Source organism: Olsenella sp. An285, from assembly GCF_002159625.1.
Classification (GTDB): Bacteria; Actinomycetota; Coriobacteriia; order Coriobacteriales; family Atopobiaceae; genus Thermophilibacter; species Thermophilibacter avicola.
Genome location: NZ_NFIZ01000002.1, coordinates 67,504 through 83,995 on the forward strand (window position 1 = coordinate 67,504; position 16,492 = coordinate 83,995).

Here is a 16,492-nt window from a genome sequence, read left to right on the forward strand (position 1 = left end):
CAAATCACATAGACCCTCGCGAAGATTCTGCCCTGTGACGGCCCTGTGGCGGCCGTGCGGTGCCCTCGAGGTTCTTCTCGATAGCGAGAAGAACCTCGAGCTGGTGTTTCGCCCTCCTGTGCAAGCGCGCGGGAAGATTCGCGCACGCCCCGTGGCGAGCAATGCCGCGACGACCCGGGTTTTGCCGGGACGCGGGCGGACAATGCGCTCACGGAAGTCGCCGCCCGCGGGCGGCGGGCACGAGGGGAGGCATTGGCAGATGACGCGTCGCTTCAGGCTTGTGGTTTCGGGCGCCTGTGCGCTGCTGGCGGCGGTGCTCTGCGGGCTCTACGGGCAGCACGTCCGCGACGAGGCGGACCGCGTGCGCGCGGAGGCGCTCGAGCGCTACGGGGGCGAGGTGGTGAGCCTCGTCGTGGCGCCGGAGGGTCTCGAGGCGGGGGACGTGGTGGACCGCCGCAACGTGACCGAGCGCGACTGGCTCTCCGACCTCGCGCCGCGCGACGCCATCGTGGGGATGGACGAGGTGCTGGGGGCGGAGGTCACCATTCCCGCTGCCGCGGGCACGCCGCTGACCTCCCTCAACTTCCGCGACAACGAGGACGCCGTCGAGGTCCCGTCCGGATGCGTGGCGCTCACGGTTCCCGTGACGCAGGACCTGGGGCTTCCTGCGGCGACAGCCGCGGGGACCACGCTCGCCGCATACGAGGTCGAGGACTCGGGGGTGAGCCTCGTAGCCTCCGACCTCCTCGTCCTCCGGGCACCGGCGGACCAGTCCGGCATAGGGTCCCGCGGGGACGTGACGATCGCGGCTCGGCCGGAGAGCGTCGCGAGCGTCCTCTCCGCGAGCGCCGAGGGGAGCCTGCGCCTCGCGCTCCCCGCGGACGACGCGGAGGACCTCTCCGCCGGCCTGGGCACGGCGCCCAACCAGGTGGCGCCCGAGGAAGGCGGGGACGAGGGCTCGGAGGGGGTTGACGAGCCATGAGCGACTGGCTGGCGGCCTGCGACCAGGGGGACCGCAGGGCAGTCCGCGCGCTCGTCCGCTCCCTCGACCCCACGGGGTCCCTCGAGTTCGCCGCAACGGCAGACGCCGCGCGGCGCATGGTCTTCGAGTCTGCGCCGGGCGAGCTTGGCGTGGTGGTGGGGCCTCTCTCCGGGGGCGTCTCTGAGGTGAACCTCGCCGCTGCCGTGGCGCAGGACGGCAACGCGCGCTGCGTGGTGCTCGCGCGGGGAGGGGCGACCGGGTCGCTTCGCTCCCGTGCGGAGCGGGCGGGCGTTGACCTCGTGGCGGACCTCGACGGGGTTCTCCCGGCGGAGGCTCGGGCGGAGAGCGATGGGGGTCGCCGCTCCGCCGAGCCCCCGCTCCTCAGGGCGGCGCGGAGCGCCCCCGCGCTCGTGGGCGACGTCTCCGAGCGGGCGCCCGTCATCGTCTTCTGCTCCGGGCGCGGGGGCGTGGGAAAGACCTCCGTCGTGGCAATGGCGGCGGCAACCGCGGCCTCGTGGGGAATGCGGGTGTGCGCCATCGACCTCGACCTCTCGTGTGGGAACCTCTACAGCTGCTTCGGCCTTGGCAACGGCGTTGACCTTGCGCGGGTCGTGGGGCAGGCGGGCGGGGAGTCGATGTCCCGCGAGCTCCCCGGGGCCCTGGCGGACCCGGGCGTGCAGGTTCTGGGCCCCTGCGAGCTTCCCGAGGCGGCGGAGCTCGTTGCCCCGTACGCCGGCGAGCTCCTCTCGCATGCGTCGGTCGAGTTCGACCTCGTTCTGGTGGACACCTCGGCGTGCTTCACGGACGCCGTCGCGCAGGCGGCGCAGCTCGCGGACAGGCTCGTGCTCGTCTGCGACGGGAGGCCCGGCGCCACTTCGTCCCTCGCTCGCACGAGCGGTCTTGCCGCCCGGCTGGGCGTCGAGCGGACGAGGATGGTTCGCCTGGAGAACGGGGTGAGCCCCCGCGCACGGCGCGACGAGGTCCGGGCGCCCGCCGGCGAGGGTCTGGAGGCGGCGAGGACCCAGCGCGTCCTCGACGGCGGGACCGAGGTGCCCGACCTTCTTGGGTCGGGGCAGGTGTGCGAGCTCGTGGGCTCCGCCTCCCCGTTTGCCGAGTCGGTCGCGACCCTGGTGGCGCAGATTCTCTCGGAGCTGGGCGGGCTTCCGGAGTGCGAGGAGGCGGAGCGGGCGCTCTCCGGCGCCGCGCCGCGCAGGCGGTCCCTCTTCGGGGGCAGATGGGGGGCGAGGTAGGATGTCGGTCCTCGAGCGCGTGAGGGAGGCGGAGACGACCTCCGGGACGTCCCCCGCGGGAGGGCGAGACCTGAGGGCGCTGCGGGAGCGCCTCAAGGCGGCGCTGGTGGAGCGCTTGGGTCTCCCCGTCATCGCCGGGATGCTCTCCGGCGACGAGGCCGCCCGCGTGAGGTCGGAGCTGGGCGTGGCCCTCGAGGCGATTCTCAACTCCCAGGGGTTCGAGTCCGTGCTCCCGGGGGAGCGGGGCACGCTCGTGCGCCAGGTGCTCGACGAGGTCTGCGGGCTCGGGCCCATCCAGCCCCTGCTCGAGGACGCCGAGATTACCGAGGTCATGATCAACGGGTGCCAGGCGCTCTTCTACGAGAAGGACGGCGAGCTCTTTGCCGCGGACACCGTCTTCGACTCTCCCGAGCAGATCATGATCGTCATGGACCGGATTCTGGCCCCGCTGGGGCGCAGGCTCGACAGGTCGAGCCCCATCGTGAGCGCGCGCCTCGCCAATGGCGACCGAGTGAACGCCGTGGCGGCGCCCATAGCGATTGACGGTCCCGCCGTCACGATACGCAAGTTCTCGGACAGCATCCGGACCCTCGCCCGGCTCGTGGAGCTCGGGTCGCTGCCCGCATGGTACGCGCGCCTCCTCTCCTGGGCGGTCCGCTCGCGGAGGTCCATGGCCGTTGCGGGCGGGACGGGCTCCGGAAAGACCACGCTGCTCAACGCGCTCTCGTGCGAGATTCCGCTGGGCGAGAGGATCGTGACCATCGAGGACTCGGCCGAGCTGCGCTTTGACGCGCACCCCAACGTCGTGCGCCTCGAGGCGCGCGGGACCTCCATCGAGGGGTCGGGGGAGATCACGATTCGCGATCTCGTGAAGAACGCGCTGCGCATGCGGCCGGACCGCATCGTCGTGGGCGAGGTTCGCGGGGAGGAGGCGGTGGACATGCTCAACGCGCTCAACACCGGACACGACGGGTCGCTCACGACGCTCCACGCGGGCAGCGCCGAGGAGGCGGTCCTGCGCCTGATCCTCATGGCGCGCTTTGGCATGGACCTTCCCACGGAGCTCATCGAGGAGCAGATAGCCACCGCCATCAACCTCATCGTGGTGACGCGGCGCCTGGCGAGCGGGAGGCGCGTGGTGACCTCCATGACCGAGGTCTCGCGCGCCCCGGACGGGTCTGCCCGGCTGGACGAGTGCGTCTCGTTCGACAGGGGGTCGCTCTCCTGGCATCTGCGGAGGGAACCCGAGTTCGTGGGGCGCTCCGTCGCGGACGGCGTCCTTGCGGGGGAGGAGGTGCGGGAGTGGAGGGAGTTCTTCTCGCTGTAGGGACGGGCGCCCTCGCCGGGGCATCCGCGTTCGTCGCGCTCTCCGGTGACGTGGCGGTGCGCTCGCCCGGCCTCCTCACGCGCGCGGCAGTGAGGCGCGGCACGACGGCGCTGAGGCGCATCGGCCAGACGCGCCTCGTCGGGTGGGTGCTCTCCACGGGGCCCGGAGGCAGGCTCGCCGCGGAGGTCGCGTCCGCGCCGGTCCCGACGGTCCTGGGGCTGGGGCCGTCGGAGTCTGCCGCCGCGGTGTCGTGCGGCGTCCTCCTCGCGTCCCTTGCGAGCGGCGTCCTTCTCGGCTCGCCGCTGGCCGGCCTCGTGAGCGCCGCCGCGCTCGTGGCGCTTGTCGTCGCCCGGGACGCCTCGGCGCGGCAGCGCCTGAGGCGCGAGGTCCTGGGGGAGATGCCCGGGGTGTACCGGGCCCTCTCGATGGCAATGGCCTCCGGCCAGACGCTGGCACAGGCGGTCGAGTACGTGGGGTCGCACGAGCGGGGTCCGGCGGCGTCGGTCTTTGCGAGGATGTCCCTTCGCCTGCGGTGCGGCGTGGGCACGGAGGAGGCGGTGAGGCTGCTCGCGGACGAGCTCGACGTGCCCGGGGCGGAGCTCCTCGCCGCCGCGCTCGTGATTTCGCACCGGACCGGGAGCCCCCTTCGGGACCTCCTGCTGCGCTCCGCGCGCCTGGCCGAGCGACAGGGGGAGTTCGAGAGGCTCCTCACGGTCAAGACGGCACAGGTGAGGCTTTCCGTGAGGATCGTCTGCCTGCTGCCCGTGGTGATGGTGGGGGTCCTCACGCTCGTCTCTCCTGACTTTCAGAAGGGGCTGCTCACTCCCTCCGGGGTGGGATGCGTCGCCGGCGCGCTCCTTCTCGACGGGGTGGCCCTGCTGCTCATTCGAAAGATCATGAGGGGGGTGATGTGAGATGGACGAGGCGTCGGTCGTGCTCGTGGCGTCCGTCTCCGTGCTGGCGCTCCTGGGGACGTTCGTCCTCTCCGGCGAGCGATGGCGGCTGCGGGCGGCGCCCGTCCACCCGATGCTGGCGGACGTGCTCGGGACGGTTGCGTCGCTGGGGCCGGTGAGGCGGGCGCAGGAGGCGGAGGTGAGGGCGCGCAGACGGGCGGAGTGCCTCTCCGAGCTGCCCGTCATGCTCGACGTGGTGACGCTCGGCCTCTCCGCAGGCCTCTCGTTCGACTCGTCGCTCGAGCTCTACTGCGAGCGCTACGGGAGCGAGCTCTCGAGGCTCTTCTCGGAGTCGATGCTCAGCTGGCGCATCGGCGCGCGCAGCAGGGAGGAGGCGCTCTCGCGGGTGGCGGACGAGGTCGGGGTCTCGGCCCTGGGGAGGTTCGCCGCCGTGGTGTCCGAGGCGCTGGCGTTTGGCACGCCCCTCGCCGAGGCGCTGGAGCAGCAGGCGCAGGCCATTCGAGAGGAGCAGCGCTCGCAGGTCGAGGAGGAGATCGAGAAGGTGCCGGTGAAGATGCTCGTTCCGCTGGGGACGCTCATTGTCCCCGCGATGTTTCTTGCCATCCTGGGCCCCCTCCTGGGGTCCGCGCTGGTGGTCGGATGAGGGCGCGAGCCCGTGAGAGAAGGGAGACCCGATGGACCTGACGTGCGTTGTGGGAGGAGCGGCGCATGCCGCGAGAAGGCTGGCGAGGGACGAGTCCGGGCAGGGCACCACCGAGTACGCGATTCTCGTGGGCGTGCTCGTGGTGATAGCCATCCTGGCGATCATCGCCTTCAGGGACAAGGTGGCGGAACTGTGGGACGCCATCGCGAACGGCATCAACTCGCTGTGAGGCCCCGCTGGGCGGCGGGCGCGCTCGCCGCCCTCCTTGTCGCCGTCCTGATTGCCATGGGAGGGGGCGACAAGGACGGGGAATCGCACGCAGGTTCCGAGGGTGATGTCGGGGCGCTTGGCGGGATTGTCTCGGACGAGGCCGCGAGTCCCCTCTCGGATGCGCTGTCCGCGGCGGAGGCGGGGGGCTACGAGAGCGATCGCACGCTCGTCGAGGAGGGCGAGGCGGTGCTCGAGGGGTATCGCTCGCGTGGGGACTGCGTCCTCGCGCGCGCAGGGTACCTGGACCTGACGGGACGGACGTGGGGATGCGTGACGCAGGGAGCGGGGTGGGTCGAGATATGCATCGTTCGGGAGGCGCCCGACGGAGGGGGATGCTCCGTCGCCACGTGGCGCATGGACTCAGGCGACGTGGGCGCGCCGTGACGCGCACCGTGGCGGATGAGGCGGGCCAGTCGACCCTGGAGTACCTGCTCACGCTCGTCGCCTTCGTGGCGATGGTCGTGGCGCTCGGCTTCATCTGGCATGCCGCGCGGGACGGGCGCCTCCTGGGGATCGCGATCGAGGTGGCCTCGCACGGCTCGGGGAGGGGCGGCCTCACGCTGCTCCAGGACGTGGTGGAGTACTGATGGCGGAGCGCGCGGACAACTGCTCCGGGCAGGCGACGGTTGAGGCGGCGCTGCTCGTGCCCGTGGTCCTCACGCTCGTGGCGCTCCTCGTGCAGCCCGCGTGCGCGCTCTACACGAGGTCCGTCATGGCGGGGACCGCGGCTGAGGTGGCACGGCTGGTGGCGACGGCGCGGGGGTCGGATGGGGACGTGCGCGACTACGCGCTCAGGCGCCTCGCCGCGGTGCCGGACGTCTCGGTCTTCCACGAGGGAGGGCCCGAGGCGTGGGACGTGGAAGCGGAGGGCCCGGGGGACGACGGGAGGGTGACGGTGCGCATTGAGGGGAGCGTGAGGCCCCTGCCGCTGCTCGGGGCCCTCGTCTCTGCGCTCGGGCCCTCGGGTGACGGGTGCGTGACCCTGCGCGCGGAGGCGACGCTCGACGCGCGGTCGGAATGGGTGAGGGGGAGCTATGAGGAGTGGATCGGAATATGGGGGTGAGGGGCGCGCGCCGCGCGCCCCGGTGCTCTCGATCTTCAGGGACAGCGAGGACGGCTTCACCACCGTGGCCGTTGCGGTCTCGCTGGTGCTGAGCCTGACGCTGGTGTTTGCCTCGGCGAGCGTCCTGTGGGTGGGAGGGAGGTCCTCCGAGGTCCAGCGCGTCGCAGACGCGAGCGCCATGGCCGGCCAGAACGCCGTGTCCGCCTTCTCGACGGTGGTGCAAGTGCTCGACGCGTGCGCGCTCAGCATGGGTCTCACCGGGGTGATCGTATTCGGGGCGGGCCTGGTGGTCTCCTGCGTGCCGGGCCTCTCTGCGGTGGGGGCGCAGATCACGGGCGCGGGAGGCAGGATCCTCGAGGCGCGGAGGAGCTTCGTGAGAAGCGCCGCGGATGGGGTCGAGAAGCTGGAGGCCACGCTCCCGCTGCTGATAGTCGCCAACTCGGCGTCCTGCGTGGCAGCAAACTCCCAGGGCGGGATCTCATACACGGGGTGCGCGCTCCCGTTTCCCGCGGAGTCCGCCTCTGACTTCTCGGCGCTTCGGGCGGACGTCGACGACGAGCGCCTCGAGGACCTCTCCGAGAAGATGCGGGAGGCGTCGGACGAGCAGGCAAGAGCCCAGGAGCGCGCGGACGAGGCCAAGGAGCGCGGGTGGAGGGCGGACTGCGTCCCCTCGCCGTACTGCATGCGCGAGCGCGCCGCCTCTCTCGCGGGCCTCTCGGGCGCGGCGAATCCGGACTACCCCTCGGTGGACGGATGGACGTTTGCGGCGCCCCTTCTCCGGGCGCGGAACTACTACGCGGCGCGCCTCTCCTCGGCGACGGTGGGAGGGTCTACCGCCGAGGAGATCACGGACTCGGCCTGCAGGCGAGCCTTCTACGAGTACGCCCTCGACCAGGTGCGGGGAGGATCCTACGTGGAGAACGCCGACGGGAGCGTGAGCATCGACCTGCCGAGCCTTCCTCGCAACGCGGACCAGACGCGCGCGACCGAGCTCTACACCCGCTCCATGTGGCCGTGTACCGTGGAGGACGGGGCAAGGACGCTCCACTCCTCCCTCCTGTGCCCGGGCGCCACCGGCGCGGGGTCGGGCACCGCCTCGCTCGCGGAGCTGGAGGCGGGCGCGCTCTCCCCCTGCAAGGAGTGCCGCATGGACATCGGGGACATGGGTAGGGTCGCCTCCGCCTCCACCTCGATAGCCAACGGCTTCGAGCACCATTGGCGCGACGTGGTCGAGGCGTCGGAGGACTACGAGCAGGCGAAGCGCGAGGAGGCGGAGGCCAAAAGGCGCGCCCAGGAGCTTGCCGAGGAGGGGGAGGACGCGTTTGGCGAGGAGATGGAGCGACTCGCCGCGGAGCGCCCCGAGCTCTGCCCGCCCGGGGCGTGGGGCTGCGTCTCGGTGGTCGCCAGGGGGGAGGCGCATGCGGTCCCGGCCGAGCTCACGAGCTCGTTCCTCTCGTCCGCGGAGCTTCCCGAGGGAGCTGCCGTATCTGCCGCCGCTCTCGCCCCGGACGAGTCCACCGCAGAGAACAACGTGCTCTCGAGGTTCTTCGACTCGCTCACCGCGAGCGGGTCCGTGATGGGCGGCGTCCTTGACGGGGTCATGGACCTCTGGGGAAGCCTTCTCGTGGGCTATGGCTCGGCGTACGGGAGCGTGGCGGAGGCCGGAGGGGAGTTTCTCGACGGGCTGGACGGGGTTCTCGGCGGGACGGTGGGGTCCTGGCTCAGGGGCAGGCTCAAGCAGGTCATGCAGGACATGGGCTTCGAGCCCGTTGACATGCGACTGAGAAAGCCCGTGCTCACGAACACGCAGGACGTGCTCGAGCAGAGCGGCTTCGAGCAGCTCTCAACGGTGAGGTCGCTCGTTCGCGCGCTGCCCGCCTCCGGCACCTCCGCCGAGGACTTCGCCCGGTCGGTGGGATACTGGCTCTCGGATGAGACGGGCGGCGAGTTCACGGTCGCCGAGCTCGCCATCCCCGGCACGGAGATATCCATACCGCTCACCATCGATCTCGAGGCGTTGGGGGCGGGGTCATGAGCGTCGAGGCGGGCGGCCTTGCCAGGGACCGCTCGGGGCAGATGGTGGTGGAGCTCGCCGTCGTGGTGCCGGTGGCTATCGTGGTGGCGCTGGTGGTGCTCAACCTGATGGGCTTCATCGAGGCGTGCGCCGCCTTCGATCAGGTGGCGCTGGACGCCGTCGTCGCCCACGGGGTGGCGCCGGCGGGGGAGCAGACCCAGGTGGCCTCGGTGGAGGAGGTTCGCGCGGCCCTTGCCGAGGGGCTCGGCAGGGAGGACACGTGCGAGGTCGAGGTGAGCGCAGAGGGGGTCTCCCCTGGCGCAAGCGGCGGCTCGTTCGTCATATCGCCCCTGCTCACGCGCTACACCTGCACGCTCTACTACCATCCCTGGCCGCGCCTTCTCCGCATGCCGGGAATCACCTTCGAGGCCCCTCTCTCGCTGCGTCACGAGCGGCAGCTGGTGGTCGACCGCTACCGGCCCGGGGTGGTGGTCTGAGGTGGTCACGGCGAGGCTCAGGTCGGACGAGAGGCCGTGGGTGACGCACGAGCTCGTGGTCCTCTCGAGCTGGCTCGAGCGGCTCCGCGGCCTGCTGGGCACGGGACGCGGCGCGCGCCCCGTCCTTCTCGCGCGCTGCGGGTCCGTTCACACCTTTGGCATGCGCTATCCCATCGACGTCGCGTTCATCGGCGAGCGCGGGGAGGTGCTGCGCGTGCGGCGCTCCGTCGCGCCCGGCTGCCTCTGCTCGTGCCCGGGGGCCGAGTGCGTGGCGGAGCGGCCGGCGGGTGAGGACGAGTGGCTCGTGGAGGGGGAGCACCTGTGGATCGTCTCCGTCGGCGCCAACGCCGCGGGGGCCTAGGAAGGAAGCTGGGAAGGAAGGTATGCGACATGGAAGTGGCTGGACGGCATCGCGCGCGGTACGCGACGAAGGTGTGCCCGCGCTGCGGGGCGAGGCTCTACGAGGACATGAACATCTGTTACGACTGCCTGTACGACTTCTCTCGCGACGGCTCCTCGGATGGGGATGACGAAGAGGGGGAGAGGGGCCGATGCGAGGAGGCTCTTCCGGAGCCTCCCGCCGTCGTCAGGCCCCTTGATGCCGGCGAGTCTCTCGGCCCGGGGGACACCCAGGACCTCTCGATCCCGCCCGAGGCGCTGCTGCGTGCGGATGAGGTTGGCATGCTCTTGAGGACACCCACGGTGGATCTCTGGGTTCCCGTCTCGCCGGACGCGGGGTGCGTCATCGGCCGCGACCCGGCAAACGACGTCGTGCTGCACGCCCCCACGGTCTCCCGCAGGCATCTGGGGCTCGTGCCCACGCCGGACGGCATGGAGGTGAGCGACCTCGGGGCCACCAACCCCGCAACGTATCGCGGCGAGGAGGTGCGCGGGAGCGTCGTCGTGCCCTACGGGGACTCCGTGGAGGTCTGCGGATGCGTCCTCACCATGACGGGGCCGGAGCCAACGCTGGGGTGATGCGAGCGGCAGCCCGACAAACCCGCTGCCGGACGTTCTTCTCGGCAAAATGGGAAAAAAGTCTTTGACAGCGGCGATGAGTTTGCTATAGTAATTCCCGCACCAAATGGCTGGGTAGCTCAGTTGGTAGAGCAGGGGACTGAAAATCCCCGTGTCAGGGGTTCGACTCCCTTCCCCGCCACCAGAACTTTCGCAGGTCGGAGGCCATGTGTCTCCGGCCTGCTTTGCTATCGGTACCATGTGCGTCCCCAAATCGGTGCAAGAAGCGGTGCTCCTTTATTGCTGGGCTGCCGGAGGGCGTTCTCGCCGCGATTGCGACAGCACGTTCTTCTTGCCCCTGCGTCTTCGGGTGCCTGCTGCTCCGCACCTCTCTGCATCTCGCGAGAGCGCGCCCGCACATATGAGTGCGGGCCAGGAGTGCGGTCGATTATGGGGGTTCTTTGCATCAGGTGCGGGCTGCTTCTCGTGTGATGTGCACGGGTGCGGCCTAGGAGTGCGGGCGGGGCCGCACCTGTATTTGGGGAAGCCGGGAGTGCGGGCGTCATCTCGCGCGACGTGCCCAGGTGCGCTCCAGGAGTGCGGGTGGGGCCGCACCTGAGTATGGGGGCGCGGGAGTGCGGGGCTACTTCTTGGCAGGTGCCGAGAAATGCGCTCCGGAAGTGCGGCCCGCCCTAGTAGCGCACCTCAAAGCGGCGCTCGTCTCTCACCAGGGGGATCTCCTCCCGCTCGGAGACCACGTAGCGTATGGGATGGCGGCGGTACTCGTCGAGCATCCGCGGGAAGAAGGCTCCCACGTGCGACGTGCCGCCCTGGATCTCCGCGGTGACGGAGCCGTCGCTCTCGTTTCTCACCCAGCCGGTGAGGCCCAGCTCGCGCGCCACGAGCGAGGACGTCCAGCGAAAGCCCACGCCCTGGACCTGCCCGGTGAAGCGCAGGTGGAGCCTCTTGGCATCGTCCGGCAGCTCGGGGGCCTCGTCTGCCTCGCGTCCCTCTCGCCAGCGATCGAACAGCGTCATCGGTGCCTCCTCGCAATGGCCCTGGAATACGGAAATGATGGTCGGGAGGGTACGCCGGGGTGCGCCCGCGACCCGTTGCGTACAATAGTAGCCGCGTCGAAGGCTCAGTTCACGAGGAGGAACGATGGGCTGCACAAGAAGAGAGTTTCTCGCACTTGCCTCCGTAGGCGCGGTTGGCGGTCTGGCGGCCTGCACGCCCGCCCAGCAGCCCGACCCCGCCCCGGACGATCAGGAGCCCACCAACCCGGACTTCGACCTCGAGGAGTTCAAGAGCCTCGCGCTCGACCAGTCGGCCTGGCGCTACGACGAGGACAACGACGTCTACTACCAGCTTGGTCTCACCTACTGCAAGAGCCCCGCGACGACCACCTACGAGTCCCTCGCGGTCTTCGTGCCCGGGCCCTTCTTCACGGCCGAGAAGAACGGCGACACCTACACCTGCACCGTCAACGAGAAGGCCGTCGTGGGCAACTTCACGGCGTCGACCGCTCCCGTCCTCATGCCCATCAACACGGGTACGCTCTCTGCCCAGATGAGCCCCACGGTCTACGGCTACGAGGGCCTCGCCCCCTACCTGGAGGCGGGCTGCGTCTACGTGTACGCCGGCTTCCGCGGCCGCTCTGCGGGCTACGACACCGCCTCGGGCTCCGACGAGCTCTTCCCGGGGGGCTCCCCCTGGCCCGTGGTTGACCTCAAGGCCGCGGTGCGCTACCTGCGCTACAACCGCTCCTGCCTTCCGTGCGACACGAGCCGCGTCTTTGTCTTTGGCTTCTCCGCGGGCGGCGGCGTGAGCGCCGTCATGGGCGTCTCGGGCGACTCCGCGCTCTACGAGCCCTACCTCGAGTCCATCGGCGCCGTGACCCATGACGCCGAGGGCGAGTCGGTCTCCGACGCCATCGCCGGCAGCGCCTCGTGGTGCCCGGTCACCTCGTTCGACATGGCGGACGCCGCGTACGAGTGGGGATCCGGGCAGTATGCGAGCGATGGCACGCGTGCCGAGGGCACCTGGACGCGCGCCCTCTCCCAGGACCTCGCCGCCGCCTACGGCGCGTGGGTGAACGAGATGGACCTGCGCAACGCCGACGACGAGCAGCTCACCCTGGACGAGACCGAGGCGGGCGCCTACTCGATGGGCTCCTATGCCTCCGCGGTGCTGGGAAGCATCGACGAGGCCGCCACGTACTTCGTCCAGAACACGCCGTTCCCGTACACCTACACCCCGCAGCGCCTGGACGAGCCCTCCTTCCCCGGGGACCCCAACCTCGCCGCCACGCGCGCCTCCGAGGCCGCGCAGTCGCCCGCCGCGGGCGTTCAGGCGGACGGAACCGGCGAGGCTGCGGCCGACGGCACCGGTTCCGAGCCCGTGGAGGGCGAAGCTGCCACGGGGGCAGCCGGAGAGGCCGCGGAGGCCACCGACGGCGCCGCCACGGATGCCGCCGAGGCGGCCGCACCCCTCGCGGGCGTGACCCAGGTGCCCTCGACGATCTACGACTCCGCTCAGAACTACTTCGCCGCCCTCAACAACGAGGGCTGGTGGATCAACTACAGCCTTCGCTCCCAGAGCGTCTCCGTCTCCAGCCTGCGGGACTTCTCGCTCCACATGCGCCCGGCCGAGCGCGCGACCTCGCCCTTCGACCTGCCGGACCGCAGCTCCCGCACGAACCAGCTCTTTGGCATCGGCGAGGAGTCCACGCTGCACTTCGACGCCGTCGCCGGCGAGCTCGTGCAGAGCAGGGCGGGGGACTACGCCGCCCTCGAGGGCTGGGAGGACGACTACGAGCTCGAGTGGGCCGAGGACCTCGAGAAGGTCGACTCCCTCGAGACGGACATGGCCACGCGCGTGGCCATGATGAATCCGCTCTTCTGGCTGAGCGGCCACTACGAGGGCTACGGCCAGGCCAAGGTGGCCCCCCACTGGCGCATCAACGAGGGCCTCTTTGACACCGACGCGCCCCTCACCAGCGCCATCAACGTCGTTCTGGCGCTGCGCAAGTACGACGGCGTCGCGGACGTCTCCCACACGCCCGTCTGGGGCCAGGGCCACGTCCTCGCCGAGCGCTCGGGCTCGGCCACATCGAACCTCATTGACTGGGTCATCGCCTGCTGCACGGCGTAGCCCGGCCCGAGCCCCCGCACCCGGCGGGGGCAACGTGCCAAGCGTTAGGAGAACCATGAGAACCTTTGACAGGAGAGAGGCCCTGGGCCTCGCCGCCCTTCTCGGCACCTCGCTCTTCTCGCTCTCGGGCTGCGAGTCCGGCGAGCCCGCGGCCGACGCCTCCTCTGGCGAGGACGCCGCCTCGGACGGGCAGACGGACGACTCCCTGTACGTTCCCGCAGAGGACGATCCGTACGCGACGGGCGTGCACCACGCCACCATAGAGGTGGAGGGCTACGGCACCATCGAGGTGGCGCTCAACGCCAACGTGGCGCCCATCACCGTCTCCAACTTCTGCAACCTGGCGGAGGAGGGCTTCTACGACGGGCTCACGTTCCATCGCATCATCGAGGGCTTCATGATCCAGGGCGGCGACCCCCTGGGCAACGGCACGGGCGGCTCCGAGAAGAACATCAAGGGCGAGTTCTCCTCCAACGGCGTGGAGAACAACATCCCGCACGTCCGCGGGACGATCTCCATGGCGCGCTCCCAGGACCCGGACTCTGCGAGCTCGCAGTTCTTCATCATGCAGGAGACCGCCGAGCACCTGGACGGGGAGTACGCCGCCTTTGGCAACGTGACCTCGGGCATCGAGGTCGTGGACGCCATCTGCGAGGCCGTGCCGGTCGAGGACTCCAACGGCACCGTCGCCGCGGAGAACCAGCCCGTCATCACCAAGATCTCCATCGTGGACTAGCCGCGGCCCGCGGGTCGGTCGCGGCCCGCGGGCGCCTTCACGTCGCAGACGTAGATGGTGCCAACAGAGATAAACGCAAAAAAATAGCGGTACACGTGTTAGGTTGCAATAACCTTTCCGTAAACGGCATGAATTCACTCTTTTCCGTGCTATACTGCACAAAAGGAAAGGAGCATGCATATGTATGCCATTGGGGAGTACGTCGTCCATCCGGGTCAGGGAGTCTGTCAGGTGAAGGATGTGACGGAAAGCCCCGATGCTGTCTACCAGCTCATGCCCGTCGGCCAGCGCCATCCCGTGCACATCAGCTTCCCCGTTGCGAGCGAGGGCCGTCTTCGCCCCGTGCTCTCCCGCGTCGAGGCCGAGAAGATCATCGAGGACTACCCGGTGATGCAGCTCGATGACTTTGCCGCGAGGAACATCTCCCTCGAGGAGGAGCACTTCCGCAAGGAGATTCGCGCGGGGAGCTGCCGGGACTCGGTGCGCATAGCAAAGACGTTCCGCGTGCGCATACAGGACCTCTCCCAGCGCAACAAGAAGCCGCCCGTGGCCTATGAGCGCATCCTCAAGCAGGCGCGCGAGCGCTCCCTCCTTGAGCTCGCGGTGGCGCTCGACAGCACGCCCGAGGACGTCGAGCTGCTCTTCCGCGCTCGCGAGGGGGAGGTTCCGGAGAACAACTAGCCGGCCCTCCAGCACCTCTCCGGGTTTCAGTTTGCGGACATAGTCATGTTGGTGCTGTGAGACTCGGCGCCGACCAACTAGAATTGGAGCACCTGTCAGTGTCCAGTCCTAGGAGGAAACCATGACGAACGTCACCAACGCCGCCGAGGAGACCGCCTCCGGCCGCGCGATCATCACCGTTCTCGGCAGCGACCGTCCCGGCATCGTCGCCGCCGTGGCGGGGGCCCTCTCCGAGCGCGAGGCCAACATCCTGGACATCTCCCAGACCATCCTGCAGGGCACCTTCACCATGACGATGCTCGTGGACCTGGCCTCAGCCGAGTTCTCCGAGCTCAAGAGCGCCCTCGACGCCCTCGCCGAGCAGCTCGGCGTGCAGATCAACCTGCAGCGCGAGGAGGTCTTCAAGTTCATGTACCGCCTGTAGCGGCGACATTCCCCGGGTGTGCACGCGCCCGGCTCACAGAGAGGACTCGCCCATGATCAAGCTTTCCAAGGGGGCCGGCTGGCCCATCCTCACACCGCGCGAGACGCCCGCCTTCGAGCACGTGGCGGACGCCTATCCCATGCCCTCCGTGGGGCTGGGGCTCCCTCCCGTCTCTGACGGGCTCTACCACGGCTTCGAGGAAGTCGACGTGGTCCCGCAGGAGCTGTACGAGAAGTACGACGTCAAGCGCGGCCTGCGCAACGCGGACGGATCGGGCGTCCTCGTGGGCCTCACCACCATCTCCAACGTGCACGGCTACAACAGGACCGAGCACGGCATCGAGCCGGACGACGGACAGCTGATCTACCGCGGCTACGGCGTGGACCAGCTCATCAACGCCGCCCAGGCCGAGGACCGATTTGGCTACGAGGAGGTCGCGTACCTGCTCATCTCCGGGCGGCTTCCCACGCGCGAGGAGCTGGGCGACTTCCGCGCCCGCATCGACGCGCGCAAGCAGCTCCCCGAGGGCTACCTCGGCATCTTCCCGCGCGCGACGTACAGCCACAGCATCATGAACGTCCTCCAGCGCGCGACGCTGCTGCTCTACGCGTTTGACCCCACGCCGGACGACACCTCGCCCACGCACGAGATCGACGTGGCGCTCTCGCTGCTCGGGCGCTGGCCGCGCACGGCCGCCGTGGCGCATGCCGCGCACGTGGCCGAGCAGAATGACACCAAGCTCATGGTCCCGCCCATACGCGAGGGCTACTCCATGGCAGAGACCGTGCTCGACGTCCTGCGCAGCGACGAGGGCTTCACGCACGAGGAGGCCATGCTCCTCGACGTCATGCTCATCCTGCACGCCGAGCACGGCGGCGGCAACAACTCCACGTTCACCACGCGCGTCCTCTCCTCCTCCGGGACGGACGCCTACTCCGCCTACGCCGCCGCCATCGGCTCGCTCAAGGGCCCCAAGCACGGCGGCGCCAACTTCAAGGCCGGGGACATGATCGAGGACGTGGCCGCGCACGTGCGCGACTGGTCCAACGATGACGAGGTGGCCGACTACCTGGCCAAGATCCTGCGCAAGGAGGCCTTCGACAAGGCGGGCCTGCTCTACGGCCTGGGCCACGCCGTCTACACCAAGACCGACCCGCGCGCGGAGATCATCCGCGAGTACGCGCGCCGCCTCGCCGAGCAGAAGGGCCAGGTGGAGAAGCTCGACCTCATCGCCAGCATCGAGCGGCTGGGCCCCCAGGTCATGCGCGACGTTCGCGGCATCACCAAGCCCATCAGCACCAACATCGACATGTACACGGGCTTCGTGTACTCGATGCTCGGCATCCCGCAGGACCTCTACACGCCCATCTTCGCGATGGCGCGCCTCGCGGGCTGGACCGCGCACCGCATGGAGGAGCTCTACGGCGCCGGGCGCATCATCCGTCCCGCCTACAACTCCATCATGCCCAACTCCGACGGCTACGTGCCCATGGGCGAGCGCTAGCGACGTCGCGCACCAGATTCGCTACGCACGCACGAGGGCCCGGCGCAGTTCGATCTGCGCCGGGCCCTCGTCTCATG

19 protein-coding genes and 1 tRNA gene are annotated in these 16,492 nt (G+C 69.9%); 19 read left to right on the plus strand and 1 reads right to left on the minus strand.

Going from position 1 to position 16,492, the window contains the following annotated elements; all coding sequences use genetic code 11:
• Nucleotides 1-259: 259 nt before the first annotated feature.
• The 14 genes from B5F79_RS01825 (at nucleotide 260) to B5F79_RS01890 (ending at nucleotide 10,122) form a co-directional block, all read left to right on the plus strand.
• Complete coding sequence (locus tag B5F79_RS01825) at nucleotides 260-982, plus strand: SAF domain-containing protein (RefSeq protein ID WP_087217202.1); 723 nt, start codon at nucleotides 260-262, stop codon at nucleotides 980-982.
• A complete protein-coding gene (locus B5F79_RS01830; protein WP_087217203.1) occupies nucleotides 979-2,232 on the plus strand; it encodes a nucleotide-binding protein in 1,254 nt (417 codons plus the stop codon). Before B5F79_RS01825 ends, B5F79_RS01830 begins: the two co-directional genes overlap by 4 nt.
• Before the next feature lies 1 nt (nucleotide 2,233).
• The gene (locus B5F79_RS01835; RefSeq protein WP_087217204.1) at nucleotides 2,234-3,559 is read left to right on the plus strand and encodes a CpaF family protein; all 1,326 of its coding nucleotides are present in this window, start codon (nucleotides 2,234-2,236) and stop codon (nucleotides 3,557-3,559) included.
• Complete coding sequence (locus tag B5F79_RS01840; protein WP_087217205.1) at nucleotides 3,535-4,473, plus strand: type II secretion system F family protein; 939 nt, start codon at nucleotides 3,535-3,537, stop codon at nucleotides 4,471-4,473. Before B5F79_RS01835 ends, B5F79_RS01840 begins: the two co-directional genes overlap by 25 nt.
• A 1-nt stretch (nucleotide 4,474) precedes the next feature.
• The gene (locus tag B5F79_RS01845; RefSeq protein ID WP_087217206.1) at nucleotides 4,475-5,116 is read left to right on the plus strand and encodes a type II secretion system F family protein; all 642 of its coding nucleotides are present in this window, start codon (nucleotides 4,475-4,477) and stop codon (nucleotides 5,114-5,116) included.
• Between the two features lie 31 nt (nucleotides 5,117-5,147).
• Nucleotides 5,148-5,345 carry a Flp family type IVb pilin gene (locus tag B5F79_RS01850; RefSeq protein WP_087217207.1) on the plus strand — a complete coding sequence of 66 codons (198 nt, stop codon included), beginning with the start codon at nucleotides 5,148-5,150 and terminating at the stop codon, nucleotides 5,343-5,345.
• A complete protein-coding gene (locus B5F79_RS01855) occupies nucleotides 5,342-5,770 on the plus strand; it encodes a hypothetical protein (RefSeq protein ID WP_087217208.1) in 429 nt (142 codons plus the stop codon). Before B5F79_RS01850 ends, B5F79_RS01855 begins: the two co-directional genes overlap by 4 nt.
• Nucleotides 5,767-5,973 carry a hypothetical protein gene (locus B5F79_RS01860; protein WP_087217209.1) on the plus strand — a complete coding sequence of 69 codons (207 nt, stop codon included), beginning with the start codon at nucleotides 5,767-5,769 and terminating at the stop codon, nucleotides 5,971-5,973. The genes B5F79_RS01855 and B5F79_RS01860 overlap by 4 nt, the downstream gene beginning before the upstream one ends.
• Nucleotides 5,973-6,449 carry a TadE/TadG family type IV pilus assembly protein gene (locus B5F79_RS01865; protein WP_087217210.1) on the plus strand — a complete coding sequence of 159 codons (477 nt, stop codon included), beginning with the start codon at nucleotides 5,973-5,975 and terminating at the stop codon, nucleotides 6,447-6,449. The genes B5F79_RS01860 and B5F79_RS01865 overlap by 1 nt, the downstream gene beginning before the upstream one ends.
• Nucleotides 6,421-8,484: a hypothetical protein gene (locus tag B5F79_RS01870; protein WP_087217211.1), complete on the plus strand. Its 2,064-nt coding sequence runs from the start codon at nucleotides 6,421-6,423 to the stop codon at nucleotides 8,482-8,484. Before B5F79_RS01865 ends, B5F79_RS01870 begins: the two co-directional genes overlap by 29 nt.
• On the plus strand, nucleotides 8,481-8,960 hold the full coding sequence (locus B5F79_RS01875) for a hypothetical protein (RefSeq protein WP_241147230.1): 480 nt from the start codon (nucleotides 8,481-8,483) through the stop codon (nucleotides 8,958-8,960). The genes B5F79_RS01870 and B5F79_RS01875 overlap by 4 nt, the downstream gene beginning before the upstream one ends.
• Nucleotide 8,961: 1 nt before the next feature.
• Entirely contained in the window at nucleotides 8,962-9,321 is a 360-nt protein-coding gene (locus tag B5F79_RS01880) for a DUF192 domain-containing protein (RefSeq protein WP_087217212.1), read from the plus strand.
• 29 nt (nucleotides 9,322-9,350) lie between these two features.
• Nucleotides 9,351-9,938, plus strand: a complete 588-nt coding sequence (locus B5F79_RS01885) for an FHA domain-containing protein (RefSeq protein WP_087217213.1) — start codon at nucleotides 9,351-9,353, stop codon at nucleotides 9,936-9,938.
• Between the two features lie 108 nt (nucleotides 9,939-10,046).
• A tRNA-Phe gene (locus B5F79_RS01890) sits at nucleotides 10,047-10,122 on the plus strand.
• 487 nt (nucleotides 10,123-10,609) lie between these two features.
• Here the strand turns inward: B5F79_RS01890 and B5F79_RS01895 are convergent.
• Nucleotides 10,610-10,954 carry an acylphosphatase gene (locus B5F79_RS01895; RefSeq protein WP_087217214.1) on the minus strand — a complete coding sequence of 115 codons (345 nt, stop codon included), beginning with the start codon at nucleotides 10,952-10,954 and terminating at the stop codon, nucleotides 10,610-10,612.
• A gap of 124 nt (nucleotides 10,955-11,078) precedes the next feature.
• Between B5F79_RS01895 and B5F79_RS01900 the strand changes: the two genes are divergently transcribed.
• The 5 genes from B5F79_RS01900 to B5F79_RS01920 all read left to right on the plus strand — a co-directional run bounded on the left by B5F79_RS01900 (nucleotide 11,079) and on the right by B5F79_RS01920 (nucleotide 16,415).
• On the plus strand, nucleotides 11,079-13,070 hold the full coding sequence (locus tag B5F79_RS01900) for a subtype A tannase (protein ID WP_087217215.1): 1,992 nt from the start codon (nucleotides 11,079-11,081) through the stop codon (nucleotides 13,068-13,070).
• A gap of 55 nt (nucleotides 13,071-13,125) precedes the next feature.
• A complete protein-coding gene (locus B5F79_RS01905; protein ID WP_087217216.1) occupies nucleotides 13,126-13,806 on the plus strand; it encodes a peptidylprolyl isomerase in 681 nt (226 codons plus the stop codon).
• A gap of 180 nt (nucleotides 13,807-13,986) precedes the next feature.
• The gene (locus B5F79_RS01910) at nucleotides 13,987-14,487 is read left to right on the plus strand and encodes a CarD family transcriptional regulator (protein WP_087217217.1); all 501 of its coding nucleotides are present in this window, start codon (nucleotides 13,987-13,989) and stop codon (nucleotides 14,485-14,487) included.
• Between the two features lie 121 nt (nucleotides 14,488-14,608).
• On the plus strand, nucleotides 14,609-14,911 hold the full coding sequence (locus B5F79_RS01915) for an ACT domain-containing protein (RefSeq protein ID WP_087217218.1): 303 nt from the start codon (nucleotides 14,609-14,611) through the stop codon (nucleotides 14,909-14,911).
• 52 nt (nucleotides 14,912-14,963) lie between these two features.
• Nucleotides 14,964-16,415 carry a citrate synthase gene (locus tag B5F79_RS01920; RefSeq protein WP_206390960.1) on the plus strand — a complete coding sequence of 484 codons (1,452 nt, stop codon included), beginning with the start codon at nucleotides 14,964-14,966 and terminating at the stop codon, nucleotides 16,413-16,415.
• Nucleotides 16,416-16,492 lie beyond the last annotated feature (77 nt).